Here is a 14,748-nt window from a genome sequence, read left to right as displayed (position 1 = left end):
ATCTACCCTCTAATTACCATTCACCCGTATTTTCCATCGTGTCCCAAGGTGCCTCTGGTTCACGCGCGCCACCTTTTTGCAGTAGTTCGATCGAAATGCCATCCGGAGAGCGGACAAATGCCATGCGTCCATCACGTGGCGGACGGTTAATCGTCACGCCGTTATCTTGTAACTTTTTGCACAGTGCATAAATATCGTCCACTTCATAGGCTAAATGGCCAAAATTACGCCCGCCGTCATACGACTCTGGATCCCAGTTATATGTCAGCTCCACCATCGGCGCTTTGTTTTCGTTGGCCGCATCTTCGTCTTCGGGTGCAGCTAAAAACACCAATGTAAAACGCCCGGCTTCAACTTCTTTCCGGTACATTTCTTTAAGGCCCAACAAGTCACAATAAAAACGCAATGACGCGTCGAGATCCTCGACCCGAACCATGGTGTGTAAATATCTCAACGTTAACTCCCTACAACAGTATTTACTTCAGTTTAATCATATCGTTAATACAACACGATTCGACCTTTGGCGAATGTTTCAGCCAAACAGTTTTCTCTTCACCGCTCGACCAGCAATGCGCAGCTTCTGACGGGTCGGAAAGCGCTTAAAAGTTGACTTTACCGTACCTTGAGTAAAGCGCGTGGGTTTACTGTAATCAATATTAACATCAACCAATACACTCTGTCCTTTAGCTGCGACGTCGAATGCTTGGGCTATATACGCATCGAGCTCAGCTTCGGTTTCAATACGTATATAATGCGCTCCGGTCGCTAATGCCATGCCTTCAAATTTCGCGCCCACCAATCCCGTACAGGGTTTTCGCGCATAAGGCATTTGCTGCGCTTGCGCGATTTGAGATAGTTCGCCGTCGTTGAATACAAAACAAACAACGCCAATCCCCTGCTGTTGCGCTGTCAGCAACTCCATTCCCGTCATAACAAAACAGCCATCTCCCACAATGGCAATGGTTTGTCGCTCGGACTGTGCCAGCTTTGCGCCGATTGCGGCAGGAACAGCATAGCCCATCGCGTTATAGTCAGTGGGAGTCAATAATGTCATGCCGGCTTTTAGGGGCAATAATTCCGCCGCTAAGTACGTATGATTTCCATCATCCAAAACAATGATCGCGTCATCCATCATTTGTGCGGCAATTGACGTAAAAAACACGTATGGATTAATGCGCTCGTGACTATCATGCGCTTGCCATTCGTCGAAATAATCCTGTTTTAATTGCTTAATTGTAGCCTTGAGCGACGCATTTTCGGGACGTGAAGGCTGCCCGTCTAGCGCATCATTTAACAATCTCAGTACCTCGGTCGCGTCCCCTTTGATACTCTCTTTGCTCGGATAATTTCGGTTGAATACCGACTCATCGATATCAATATGAATGAGATTTTCGGGCACTTTCGCGCTGAAACTGCCTGTTGGGATTTCGGCAAAGCGTGTACCAATCGCGATCATTAAATCGCAGTCTTTAAAGCTTGCTTGCGCTGCGGGTACCGCCGAAGCTGAAAAACCAAAGCCCACATGCAGTGGATGATCATGAGGAAAAACCGACAATCCCTGCAAGGTGGTCGCCACCGGTGCTTGCAGATATTCTGCTAAATCAATTAGTGGCTGTTGCGCGTGTCGAGCGCCCCAACCGACAAACAGTCCGGGTCTCTTACCCGCTGATATGAGTTCAACAGCCCGTTGAATGGCTTGCTCATCGATAGCAGGTGTAGTGGGCTGAGGCGGCTGTTGAGGTTGAGCAACGGTTGCATCAAATAGCTGCAAATTGACAGGGATTTCGACTAACACAGGACCTGGCTTTCCTTCGGTCGCCAGTTGGTAAGCTTGATACAGCACATCGGTTACATCATTTTGATGATTAACACGAAACGCGCCTTTGGTAATCCCCTTTGCCAGTTCCAACTGGTCAACACCATGCAAGACAAAATCGAACTCGGTATCAGTGCGCACCCCGCCCGAAATCACAAGCATCGGAACACCATCAAGATACGCCTCACCAATACCACTCGCTGCATGAGTGAAACCCGCTGCGGGAACAATGGCGAGTACACCAATGCCCTCGTGCATTTGCCGAACGCGACTCATGCCATCGGCCATAAACGCGGCGCCCCCCTCGTGGGTGACTAACACAGGCGTAATATGCTCACTGGCGTTCAGCGCATCATAAAACTCTGTGTTGTGCACACCAGGAATACCAAACGTATGCGTCACCCCGAGTTTTTCGAGCGCTGCTACGGCTAACTGTGCTGCATTTTTTCTCACACCCGCTCCTTATTATTAGCTTCTTATTAAGTGCGATTCATTGAGTTGATTAATGTCGTTGCACCCCATTAACGCCAAGCTAACGGAGAGTGCTTTCTGCCACTGTTTCAGTAGTTGTGTCACGCCAAACTCGCCATAGCCAGCCAGTGCGTATATCCATGCACGCCCTAAAAGCCCACCATCGGCGCCCAGTGCCAGTGCAATTAACAAATCCTGTGGGTTACGCAGCCCGCCATCAAGCCAAAGTTCAATGCGATCGCGACATCCCTGATTCAATAAGTGTTGGTGAATCTCGGGTAATATATCAATCGGACATGGCGCGCCATCCAGTTGACGCCCGCCATGATTAGAAATAATCAAACCGTCGGCACCGACTTTTACAGCCTGCAGTGCATCATCAGAATGTAAGATGCCTTTGACTACTAACTTGCCTGGCCAACGGGAGCGAATCCACGCAATATCATCCCACGTGACACGGGGATCAAACTGTGCGTCGACCCAACTTTTGAAATCTGTCAACTGTCGTGCATTGGGCACCGCATCGGTGAGATTACCAAAAACGTGGGGGCCGCCTTTTAAGCCTACGTCCCATAACCATTGGGGATGTGATACAAAGTCATAGAATCGCCTTAACTTAGCGAGCCCCGTGCTTGATTCAAAGCCATTTCTGACATCTCGATAGCGCACACCCAACACCGCCAAATCGACCGTCACAACAAGCACTTCAACACCTTGTGCTTGCACGCGGTCGAGTAGCTGTGCGGCGAATTCGCGGTCGCGCATCATGTATAATTGAAACCATGCCGGTTGAGTGTCGCGATGCTGATGAATTTCATTAATACCGCACAGTGACACGGTAGATGCACAGAAAGGAATATGTTCTTGTTGAGCAGCTCGGTACGCCTGTGTTTCACCGCGACGCGCCATCATGCCTGCTAAGCCCACAGGTCCTAGCGCAAGAGGCGCTGCATAAGATTGACCCAGTCGATTAACCGCAAGGTTTATATGTTCAACATCACGCAGCACACGTTGTTGTAAGCGCCAGCGTGAAAACGAATGGACATTAGCGTGTGCGGTTTGTTCAGCGAATGCACCACCATCAATATAATCAAATAGTGCACGCGGCAAACGCCGCTTAGCAGCTTGCCTAAAATCCTCACCGCCCGCTGGGGTAATCGGGTATCTCATAATGATTCAAACGTTGTTTTAATGAACGCCAATTCGGCAGAAATGAATCCATTAACGCATAAAAACGCCTGTTATGGTAGCGCTCAAATAAGTGCGTAAGCTCATGAACAACAACGTACTCAAGCAACTCTAAGGGAAAGTGCACCAACTGGAAGCTCAGCCAAATCTTCTCGGTTCTTGTGTTACAAGTGCCCCATCGTGTATGCATTTTGCGGATGCCGAAACAACTTGCTTTGACACCCATCAAGGGTTCCCAATAAGCAAGGAGCACCGTGATCCTCTCACTTAAGTAGCGGCGCAATTGTCGTTCGACGTGTTGTTCAGTCAGTCCCTTATCGCCCCGTACAGTCACGTTGAACAATGCCGAACCAGCCTCAGGGCCAGCCACCTTAGCGTTTCGGCAAGCCTGGCATACATACCAGCGACCGGAGAGTAAAACCCGCTCCGTACTCAATAACGGCACGCTGGGCGAGCGCGCCGTATCACGCAACTGTTCACGACGTTGTGTAATCCAGTCATGCCGCTCTGCGATGAGTTCATCAATGTACCGTTGAGGACAGCGTTTAGGTGCACTCACCTCTAACTCATCAGCCGAGCGTAAGCGCAAATAAATATGCTTTATCGGCTTACGCAGAATGTTAACTTTAAGAGGCGTCGTTGCTTGTTCCATGCCCACCTTGTTTGACGATAAGCTGCTTTAACTCGGTGATCTCTGACCGTAAACCAGCGATTTGCTCGTTTAACTGCTGTTCGCGATTTTGTTCAAGCTCTTGCTCACACGCCTGCAGTTCGAGTCGGCTTTCTTTGTCCATCACATTGACGACAATACCTATCACCATGTTCAGAAAAGCAAAAGCGGTCAAGAAAATGAAAGTCATGTAGAACAGCCAACTCCATGGATAGACTTCCATCGTCTCATATTGGATATCCGTCCAGTCTTCAAACGTCATCACGCGGAACAGAGTAAGCATCGAACGTGCGATGTTTTCCCAGAGGAACGGATTAATATCTTTAAATAGATAACTCCCCAGCGCAGCGTAGATGTAGAAGATAATGAACATCAACAACACGACGTAACCCATCTGCGGCAGTGCTTTTAGCAAGGATGTGATGAGCGTTCGTAATTCGGGAATGATCGATATCATTCGGAGAACCCTGAACACACGCACAAGGCGAGCCAACAAGGCAAGTTCAGAGTCATTCACTGGAATGAGACTGACCACGACTACCAGCGTATCGAACACGTTCCAGCCATTTTTAAAGAAGTGCTTTTTATCACTGTCGGCGATGAAACGAATAGTAATTTCAACCACGAAGAAAACAGTAATAAACCAATCTAAACCCACCAGCATCGTATTCACTAAACCTGGTAATTCATAGGTTTTTGCACCAATTTCCAACGCCGAGATGATGATTACGGCAATTACCGCAAACTCAAATAAGCGGTTGTTTTTTAGCGTGGCTAAGCGCCCTTTTAGTGCTTCATACATACGTTTGCTTTACCTTGAATATCGAAACACAGTTACAGATAGAAAACCCAAACTAAGTACCCTGCCAGCAAAAAGCGATAAATTACATAAGGCCACATGCCAACTTGATTTAACCATTTCAAAAATAGATGAATAGCGGTAATCGCCGTGATAAACGACGCCAACGTTCCGATAGCAAATGCCGTCCAGTCTATTAATACGTCTTCACTGACAACATCCAACAATTTAAGCGTGGCAGCCGCTACCGTGATCGGGATGGCCATGAAAAATGAAAACTTTGATGCGGTCTCTCGTGTCATCCCAAGAAACAGTCCCGCAGTAATCGTTGACCCCGAGCGTGAAGTGCCTGGAATGAGTGCAATAGCCTGAAACAGACCAACAATAAGCGCATCTTTCAAGCCTATCTGCTCTAACGTCCGTTCGCCGCGGCAGTACTTATCTGCCACAGCTAATAAAATGGCAAAGACAACTGTAGTGGTGATAATCACCGCAACAGCGCGCAATACGGAGTCGACGTAATCAATAAGGAAGTAGCCAGCTACACACGCGGGTATCGTGGCTATAACAACCATCCAAGCAAGTTTGCTTTCTCCGACATGCTCGCCTTTGGGAATCGAGCGCAAGCCGTCAACCAGCAACGTACTCACTTCCTTACGAAAATAGCCTATTACAGCAAGTAAGGTCCCAACATGAACAGCCAAGTCAAAAGCAACCCCCTGATCTTGCCAGCCGGTCAGTACTGGCAACAATATGAGGTGAGCTGAACTAGAGATGGGTAGAAACTCTGTAATTCCTTGTAAAATACCCAACCAAATAGCGTGTAAAAAATCCATGTAAATGCCCGCGTCTCGTTGTTATTGTAATTGCGCAGGCATTATACCCATAACCCTAGTTATTTTAATCAGCCAAAGCTGAATTTTTCGAAGCTTTATCGTTTTATTCGTTCGTGTAACCGATTAATGACCGAATCGGTATCGGATGAAGGAATTAAAAAACACAGGTTATAAGCGCTTGCACCTTGGCATATCATGCGTACCGGTGTAGGTGATACTGCATCAAAAACCCATTGACTGAGCTGAGACTGTCGTCCAATTTGGTTACCGATTAAGGCCACTAAAGATAGATTCTGTTCTAACTCTACTCGAGCAAATGCTTCAATCTCTTCAATCGCAACCGACGGCAAAGTAACTTGGTTGTTGGCTTGACTCCCACCCTCATCCAAAGTTAGGGCAATACTCACCTCAGATGTGGTAATCAAATCGACACTGATGTCGTACTTAGCAAAAATGCCAAAAAGCTTCGCCAAAAAACCCGATGCATGAAACATATCAATACTATGAACCGTCATCAGCGTTTGCTTCTTACGCACAGCAATAGCACGTACATCAGGACGAAAAACGGTATCTTTCACCAGCCGAGTGCCGCCACGCTCTGGAAACTGGCTATGACCAACAAACACCGGAATATTGTGTTCGATCGCGGGAATCAAACTTGCTGGGTGTAGCACTTTTGCGCCAAAAGTTGCCATCTCTGCTGCTTCATCAAAGCTCATTTCAGGAATAGGGAACGCTTCCTTACATAGGCGAGGATCGGTTGAATAAACACCCGCAATATCGGTCCAAATTTGCACTTCACTGGCCCCTGTCGCCACTGCAAGAAGCGCTGCGCTGTAGTCACTTCCCCCTCTTCCTAATGTCGTCGTCACGCCAGCTTCGGTGGCGCCAATAAAGCCTTGAGTGACATATTGAATATCCGGATTTAAGGTAAGCAATTGTTGGGCTGTTCTGGTGCGAGTTGCGTCCATATTCGGACGAGCATGGCCAAAGCGTTCATCAGTGACCAACCACGTTTCAGCGGTCATCACCTCAGCCATCGTTTGAGTTTGTTCTTCCCACACCGCACAAAATAACAAACTTGAGCAGCGCTCACCAAAACTCAACAATCGATCACGCCATTGGGAAAAGCGCGTCGACGTTTGCTCCGGCATATCCTCTAAGTGCTGACGCAGATCTGCATGGATGTGCTCAAGCTCAGCTTGCCAATACCGTAAACGGGCTTGTCTCAACCGTGAGATTTGGGAAATAATAGCCTGATGGCGTTGCTCTACCTGTGCCAAAATATCTGCACTATCGCTCGCCATGTGTGCGATTTTAACCAGCGCGTCGGTCACGCCACCACAGGCACTGACCACTACGATTAAACGTTGAGTTTGTTGCTGCACATTGGCTACAGCTGCGGAAATAGCGTCATAGGTTGCAACGCTGGTGCCGCCAAATTTGGCTATACTGAGATTATTATGAAGTTGATTCATTTGATCCTCTGAACAAATTACAACAATGTTCAGAGAGCTTGGTCCACGCTGAGATGACTCAAGAATGCAGCCAGAAGCTCTCCACCCGATAGGTGACAACTGCAGGTTTTCAAACCCAACAGTCGGTAACACATTATCCAACCAATGCATTACCTCGGCGGTTGACTCCCTCACATTACCTGAGTGTTGGAACTCAATCAGCAATGCTACCTAGCAACCGCACCTCTTCCTAAGCCGTATTATTGACTTTTCGGTGTTCAGATTCAACCGCCGAAACAAAACTTCGGACTTGATTTCGTCCATTCGATTTAGCTTGATACAAGGCTCTGTCTGCTTGTGATATTAATTCTTCAGGGCTCTTAACTCGGTCAGTGCTTGACACGCCTATACTGACACTGGTCGTCACAGACTCATTAACCTGCATATTAAGTTGCCTGCGAATACGCTCAGCCAAGCCCAGTGCATCGAGCTGCGATGTGTTGGGCGCGATGATTAAAAATTCTTCTCCGCCCCAGCGACCAACCACATCGTAATCTCTCACCGATTCGCCCAAGCGCTTAGCCAGCTTTATCAATACTTCGTCACCAAATAGATGACCGTACTCATCATTAATCGCTTTGAATAAATCAACGTCAAGCAACAGCACTGAAATCGGTAGTGACCGACGTTCTTTGTACAAACTAAACAATGTCGAGTCGAGATACTGTCGATTAAATAATTGTGTCAACTTATCGGTTTTTGCCATTTTCTCCAATCGTAGACTCTGTTCATGTAACAATTGATTGGCTTCTGTCCGTGTCTTCTCGTAAAAGCGATACAACAGAAGACTTATAACAAACACCTCGAGTGTGTTTAAGAAGGCGCCTAGGGATAAGTGAGGGGCTTTATTAACAAATATTGTCGTGTACAACTGAAACATAAATACAGAGAAAAACAATAAAGTGATCCAAAGACCTTTATTTTTACCAAGAAGAAAGAAAGCAAAAGGTGGGAACAAAGCAGTCCAAAGATAGCCGTTATTATTGCCTGACGCTAACAACAGGAATGTTGAAATTAACATACCTATCATTACCACAAACAACCAACTGACTAATTCTATCAAATGGCGTTTTTTAAGTAAGTAAAGTAAGCCGCCAGCAATACCTGCACCTATGGCATCCATGAGCGCAAGGTCTAGATCATTAAACAAAAAGGCGTTTAATGCCGCCAATGATAACAACGCAATAACCCCGATAACCAGACACACTTCCAACAATTGGTTGCGACGGAAATTCGGATCAAGCTTACCTGTAATATAGGTAGGACGAAGTAACTGTTTCACGAGGATTGATTAACCGTCCAAATAAAAAAAGATTGACGGAAAAATCAACGTCCGTCAATCTTTTTGATTGAAGATTAGTTGAATCAAGCAGATTGCTTCAAAGTATCCATATCAATTACAAATCGATACTTAACATCGCCCTTCTTCATTCGTTCAAAGGCCTCATTGATATTTTTAATATCAAGCATTTCCACATCGCAGTGGATGCCGTGCTCACCACAGAAGTCCAACATTTCCTGCGTTTCAGGCATACCACCAATCAAAGAGCCAGCTAATACACGACGCTTCAGCACTAATTGCCCCGCCTGTAATGCAGGATCAACGGGTTCGAGTAACCCAACCAAAATATGGGTACCGTCAAATTTTAGGCAGTTTAAATAAGGATTCAAATCATGCTGAACGGGCACGGTGTCGAGCATGAAATCAAATGTCTCGGCAACGGCTTCCATTTGTTCTGGATCCGTAGAAATTACCACATGATCCGCGCCTTGCTTTTTAGCCTCTTTCACCTTGCTTTCTGAGCGCGTAAACAATGTCACTTCAGCGCCCATCGCTTTAGCGAACTTGACACCCATGTGACCAAGCCCACCCATACCAATCACACCGACCTTATCGCCTTTTTTAACGCCATAATGGCGTAATGGCGAATAAGTCGTGATCCCGGCACATAACAAAGGCGCGCTTTTCGCAGGATCGAGTGCGTCGGGAACGCGCACAACAAACCGATCACTGACAACGACGCTTTCAGAATAGCCACCGTAGGTCACTGATCCGTCATGTTTGTCCTCACCGTTGTACGTCGGCACCATGCCATTTAAACAATATTGCTCGAGACCCTGATCGCACGCTTCACAGCTTCGGCAAGAATCAACCATGCAGCCAACGCCTACGATATCGCCCTTTTTATAGTCTTTCACATCAGCACCCACCTGTGTGACGCGCCCAATAATCTCATGCCCCGGTACCACCGGATAAATCGTGCCGCCCCAATCGTTTTGCACATAGTGAATGTCGGTATGGCAGACACCACAATACAAAATATCGATGGCTACATCGTCAGCACGAGGTTCACGGCGCTCAATAGTATGGGGAGCCATACCCGAGGTTTCAGATTGTGCCGCATAAGATTTAGTCATGCTTAATCTCCAAGGTTGATATATTTTCAGATTCAATTATTACGAATGTTGTAAGTATTGGTAATCAATTTACAATTCACGTACCATCTGATTGCAAGCAATCCTTTAAGTCGTGAACTAATGATCAAACCCGTGATACCCAACATGCTTAAACTGTTTTCACTCGTTATCGCTGTTTCGCTCTTCAGTATAGACAGCCACGCGCAAAGCGCTCCTACTGTCTCGGCCATCAATACTATCGACTTTGAGCTGCCCGTTGATCAATCCATACACTACATGACCCGTCAAAGCTGGACTACGCGCGACGGCTTGCCGCACAACTCAATTAATGCCATCGCCCAAGATAAACAAGGGTTTCTTTGGTTTGGCACATGGCAAGGCCCCGTACGTTTTGATGGCAAAGACTTTGATATTTACGATGATATTCGTGTCACTGGATTACCCGATATTGGTATTTTCTCAATCGCACTCAATCCGTGTGACGATAGTATCTATGTTGCAGGTGCCCGTGGTGGTATAAGCCGCTTCCACGATAATCGATGGTTACCACTTGAGCCCGCTCCACCGTTCGTTAATGAGGTTGAAATCGATAGCAATTGTACGATTTGGGTATCGAGCAGTGAGCAAGGGCTTATTAACTACGAAAATAACGAACGCGTGTCCCAATTTACCACCGACAATGGCTTGCCCTCTAACAATGTTTATCAGGCGCGAGTCGATACGGCGGGCAATTTGTGGGCCGCAACTGCAGGCGGGCTCATGGTTAAAAAATCTGGCGCCACGCAGTTTCAGCGAGTGGGTGGGTTGCCCGATAACCGCATTCGCAAGCTATTTCTCGATCACGATGGGCGATTGCTTGTTGGTACAGGGAGTGGTCTGTTTCAACAACAGGACGAGCGCTTCAAGTTCAAAAAACTATTGCCGGACATTAACTATACTATCAGCGCAATTAACAGAACACAGGATGGTGCCCTTTGGCTAGGCACCTACCGTAACGGCATATTACGCTTTTTCAAAGGTGAGTTACAACAAGTCACCACCGAGACCGGTCTCCCTAATAATCACGTGCTTGATATTTTAGAGGATCAAGAGGGCAGCGTATGGGTCTCGACCCATGGTGGGTTGATGCAATTTCGTCGCTCGTTGTTTACCACCATGCAGTCTCATAATGGGCTCGCTGGAGACTTTGTACGCACCGTTTATGAATTCAAGAATAAACTCTACGTGGGAACCAGTAGCGGTATCAGCCGACTAACCGAGTCTCGTTTAACCACTTTCGAGGCGCCTCACCCATTAGCCAACCAATCGGTGTTATCCTTTGAACAATACCAAGGTCAACTACTCATCGGTACCTACACGAACGGATTATTCATGTGGGACGGTGAGCGTGTGACACAACACTTAACCTCAGACACTGTGCTCCGGTCTGAGGAAGTGCGCGCTCTAACAACATCGGATGACTATGGCATTTTTCTCGGTTCCCCCACGGGCGTAACGCAGCTCGTAGACACTGACCAAGGATGGCAGACGCGCACGATTACGACTAAAGATGGGATACAAAATAATTACATCACCGCACTACGCGTTATTAATGATGAGTTATGGATCGCCTCTGTTAGCGGCGTTTCGGTTGTTGATTTAGCCACCTCAACGGGTGGAGAATGGGCAGTAAAGCAACTCGATTTTTCTGATTTACATAATGCTCAACTCACTTTCCAAATTAGCCATAAAGGTCCCTATGTCTTTTTGGCGACCGACCGTGGGTTGATATACCACAACCAGAACAATAATAAATGGCAAATAATTAACCGTGATCAGGGTTTACCATTTGATAACTACCTTGCGATGTCGTTCGATGGAGACGCCAATATTTGGTTAGGCTCGAATCGTGGAGCGATTTTTATCGCTCACGACGTATTTAACGATTTTCTCGAGGGCACTATCGATAAACTGACCTATCAACGCTTTACCGAAGTCGATGGCATGGGCAGCTCACAAGTTAATAGCGGCGGGCCCTCGATGATACGCAGTGATAATGGTCGCGTGTGGATGAGTACCGCGCGGGGAGTATCCTCGGTTGCACCTTCTGATTTGAAAGCAATGGTCCAAATTGCTCCACCCGCGGTGATTGCTTCAGTCACCGCCGATGGAAAACGAGTGAGTTATGGGAGTCGAATTCCAGCAGATACGCAACGCTTAGTGGTCAATTATGCAGGATTAGGTTACTTGATGGCGGATCACATTGAGTACCAAGTACGTTTGGTCGGTTTTGATGATCAATGGCTACCTCGCGGGTCGATGACAACGTCAGAATATACATCGCTCCCTGCCAACGATTATGTATTTCAGGTTCGAGCGGCGTATCCTGGCGGCGCATGGAGCGAACCAGTTAGCTTTGCATTCACCCGTTCAGAGCACCCTTGGCAACAGTCGTGGTTCTGGCTCACCATTGCTTTGGCTGGCATTGCCATCACCACCGTATTAGTCAGAGCGCGCATCCGGTTCTTAAGTAACCAGCGCACACAACTCGAGTTGATGGTCGCTGAAAAAACCAAGGAGCTCAAAGGCTTGGCGCGCCAAGACTCATTGACTCAGCTGGGTAACCGACGCGCGTTCGATGAGCAATTGCAATATGAGGTCAAGCGCTGTGAACGTTCAGCCCAACCCTTGTCTCTTGCGATTATCGATGTCGACCATTTTAAACTAATCAATGACCGTTACTTACACGTGATCGGAGACCAAGTGCTTATCGAACTCTCTTCACTGCTCAGTAATATGCTTAGAGATGTCGACTACATCGCGCGTTGGGGCGGTGAAGAGTTTGCCCTTTTAATGCCTGAGACTAACGCTAAAGAGGCACTCAAGGCGGCAGAACGCATTCGACAAACGGTGGAAGACACTTCGTTTAATCACCTTGCCAACGATCTATCTGTAACGGTCAGTATTGGCGTTGCGTCGAGTGAACACTACCCAAATCACAGTGCATTACTCGTGGCGGCCGATAAGGCACTATATGAAGCGAAGCAACGCGGCAGAAATAGAACGGAGTTAGCCTAGTTATGAAACATTCTTTGATTGTATTAGCATTAGCGGGTTTCCTTGCTAGTTGCGGTGACGCCCCACAACAAACGCAAAGTACAAAGGCATCCTCATCAATTAAAAGTGTCTCCGTGTCGCAAAAGCTCGATGAGCTCTACACCCATTATTTTGATGAAAGTCTGAGCTTGAACCCTTTGACAGCCACCTACATCGGACGCACGGGTTATAACGATAAGCTACCGAATTTTCTCTCACCAGCACATCGACAGCAGCAGCTCGAATTAGAGCAAAAGTACCTTGATAAGATTGACTCGATTGACATCGACTCACTGACAGAGAAGCAAAAAATCAGTTACCAAATATTCCGTCAAGATCGAATAGACGCGATTGAAGGTAGCAAGTTCCCTGCTCATCTAATACCCATTAATCAGTTTTATAACATCGCTAACCAATACGCGATGTTGGGTTCGGGTACCTCGGCTCAGCCTTTTAATAATGCCGCAGATTACGCCAACTGGGCAGCGCGTATGCATCAAATTCCTGTAATTTTCGATCAAGCGATTGAAAATATGCGGAACGGAGTAAAACAAGGCGTTGTGCAACCCAAAGTGCTTATTGAAAAGGCCATTGCGCAAATTAGAGCGCAACAGGTCAGAAATATAAAAGAAAGCATTTTTTGGCGTCCCGTTGACGACTTACCACAAACACTGTCAGAGCAACAAAAGCAGACCATAAGAGCACAATACAACCGAATTCTGAGTGACGAGGTCCTTCCTGCATACCAGCGTCTTGCTGATTACTTAGAAGAAGATTATCTCCCTCACACGCGCACCAAAAGTTTTGGTATTGGGCAACTTCCCAATGGGAAGGCCTGGTATCAACATCAAATAAAGGTGAACACCTCGATCGATATCAGCGCCGATAAAGTTCACCAACTTGGCAAACAAGAGGTTGCTCGTATTCATGACGAAATGCGCAAAATAATGCGGGAAGTTGATTTCGAAGGCGATTTAAAACAGTTTTTTGACTTTATGACCAACGATGATCAATTTATTTATCCGAGTCGTCAGGCGATGCTAGAAGACTATCGTTCATTGCGCGCTAAAGTCGATGAGCGCGTACCTCAGCTCTTCAATATTTTTCCGAAAGCAGACTACGAAGTCAGACCGGTCGAACGTTTCCGCGAGCAATCAGCGAGCTCGGGTAGCTATCAGTCAGCACCTCAAGATAATTCTCGACCCGCTGTATTTTATTTAAATACCTATGACCTGTCCTCGCGTCCTACCTGGGCTAAAACTGCGCTATTTCTTCACGAAGCGGCTCCAGGTCACCACTTTCAAATCAGCATTCAGCAAGAACTTAAGGATTTGCCACTGTTTCGTAAGTACGGACGTGAAACAGCTTACACTGAGGGTTGGGGATTATATGCCGAGTCGCTGGGCGATGAATTAGGCTTATACCAAAACCCGTACCAACGCTTTGGCGCTTTGGCGGCTGAGCTATGGCGGTCAATTCGTTTGGTCACTGATACAGGTATTCATGACAAAGGCTGGACACGTCAACAAGTACTCGAATACATGTATGACAATGCACCGGTCGCCGAGGCACGCGCTGTATCTGAGGCTGAGCGTTTCATGGCGCTCCCGGGTCAGGCATTAGCCTATAAAATAGGCCAGTTGAAGATTGCCGAGTTACGTCGCATGGCTGAGCAAAAACTTGGCGCTAAATTCGATATTAAAAGTTTTCACCGCGTGGTACTTGAGGACGGTGCATTACCCTTGTTCTTGCTGGAAAAAAAGGTACGTCTCTGGATAGCTCAGCAACTTTGATCAACATCCGACTGCTGGCGCGCCGCTTGGCGTGCCTTCCCAGCGCAGCGTTTCGAGCAGTATTTGACATGCTCCCAATCGCGCTCCCACTTTTTACGCCAAGTAAAGGGGCGCTGACAATGAGCACAGCACTTTGTTGGTAAGTGGGGTTTCTTATGCGTCATG

The 14,748-nt window shown here is 47.1% G+C and carries 12 protein-coding genes and 1 riboswitch; of the genes, 2 read left to right on the top strand and 10 right to left on the bottom strand.

Features of this window, described 5'->3' with window-relative positions:
* Positions 1-13: 13 nt before the first annotated feature.
* The 9 genes from gloA to BFR57_RS03255 form a co-directional block, all read right to left on the bottom strand.
* Complete coding sequence (gene gloA, locus BFR57_RS03295) at positions 14-454, bottom strand: lactoylglutathione lyase (protein ID WP_040487867.1); 441 nt, start codon at positions 452-454, stop codon at positions 14-16.
* 78 nt (positions 455-532) lie between these two features.
* Positions 533-2,269, bottom strand: a complete 1,737-nt coding sequence (locus BFR57_RS03290; protein WP_071462617.1) for a thiamine pyrophosphate-binding protein — start codon at positions 2,267-2,269, stop codon at positions 533-535.
* Between the two features lie 15 nt (positions 2,270-2,284).
* Positions 2,285-3,457 carry an alpha-hydroxy acid oxidase gene (locus BFR57_RS03285; protein WP_083405013.1) on the bottom strand — a complete coding sequence of 391 codons (1,173 nt, stop codon included), beginning with the start codon at positions 3,455-3,457 and terminating at the stop codon, positions 2,285-2,287.
* Positions 3,426-4,127 carry a M48 family metallopeptidase gene (locus tag BFR57_RS03280; protein ID WP_071462615.1) on the bottom strand — a complete coding sequence of 234 codons (702 nt, stop codon included), beginning with the start codon at positions 4,125-4,127 and terminating at the stop codon, positions 3,426-3,428. Before BFR57_RS03280 ends, BFR57_RS03285 begins: the two co-directional genes overlap by 32 nt.
* On the bottom strand, positions 4,102-4,947 hold the full coding sequence (locus BFR57_RS03275; RefSeq protein WP_071462614.1) for an ion transporter: 846 nt from the start codon (positions 4,945-4,947) through the stop codon (positions 4,102-4,104). Before BFR57_RS03275 ends, BFR57_RS03280 begins: the two co-directional genes overlap by 26 nt.
* A 32-nt stretch (positions 4,948-4,979) precedes the next feature.
* Positions 4,980-5,780, bottom strand: coding sequence for an undecaprenyl-diphosphate phosphatase (locus tag BFR57_RS03270; protein WP_071462613.1), 801 nt, complete (start codon positions 5,778-5,780; stop codon positions 4,980-4,982).
* A gap of 95 nt (positions 5,781-5,875) precedes the next feature.
* The gene (gene lysC, locus BFR57_RS03265; protein WP_071462612.1) at positions 5,876-7,258 is read right to left on the bottom strand and encodes a lysine-sensitive aspartokinase 3; all 1,383 of its coding nucleotides are present in this window, start codon (positions 7,256-7,258) and stop codon (positions 5,876-5,878) included.
* Between the two features lie 66 nt (positions 7,259-7,324).
* A riboswitch (Lysine riboswitch) is annotated at positions 7,325-7,494 on the bottom strand.
* A complete protein-coding gene (locus BFR57_RS03260) occupies positions 7,488-8,579 on the bottom strand; it encodes a GGDEF domain-containing protein (RefSeq protein ID WP_071462611.1) in 1,092 nt (363 codons plus the stop codon). Its footprint overlaps the riboswitch before it by 7 nt.
* An 83-nt stretch (positions 8,580-8,662) precedes the next feature.
* Positions 8,663-9,715, bottom strand: coding sequence for an NAD(P)-dependent alcohol dehydrogenase (locus BFR57_RS03255; RefSeq protein WP_071462610.1), 1,053 nt, complete (start codon positions 9,713-9,715; stop codon positions 8,663-8,665).
* A gap of 144 nt (positions 9,716-9,859) precedes the next feature.
* Here BFR57_RS03255 and BFR57_RS03250 point away from each other — a divergent pair, with 144 nt between their 5' ends.
* Both BFR57_RS03250 and BFR57_RS03245 read left to right on the top strand, forming a co-directional pair.
* A complete protein-coding gene (locus tag BFR57_RS03250; protein WP_071462785.1) occupies positions 9,860-12,772 on the top strand; it encodes a ligand-binding sensor domain-containing diguanylate cyclase in 2,913 nt (970 codons plus the stop codon).
* 2 nt (positions 12,773-12,774) lie between these two features.
* Positions 12,775-14,583, top strand: coding sequence for a DUF885 family protein (locus BFR57_RS03245; protein WP_071462609.1), 1,809 nt, complete (start codon positions 12,775-12,777; stop codon positions 14,581-14,583).
* Here the strand turns inward: BFR57_RS03245 and BFR57_RS12690 are convergent.
* Positions 14,571-14,747 (bottom strand): DUF2256 domain-containing protein, encoded by a 177-nt coding sequence (locus BFR57_RS12690; protein ID WP_083405011.1) that lies wholly within the window; start codon positions 14,745-14,747, stop codon positions 14,571-14,573. The two genes, BFR57_RS03245 and BFR57_RS12690, sit on opposite strands and share 13 nt — an antisense overlap.
* Between the last annotated feature and the right edge of the window lies 1 nt (position 14,748).

The sequence above is a fragment of the Idiomarina sp. MD25a genome, from assembly GCF_001870515.1.
Classification (GTDB): Bacteria; Pseudomonadota; Gammaproteobacteria; order Enterobacterales; family Alteromonadaceae; genus Idiomarina.
The sequence above is the reverse complement of the archived record's forward strand: the minus strand, read 5'-3'. Positions and strand labels throughout refer to the sequence as shown.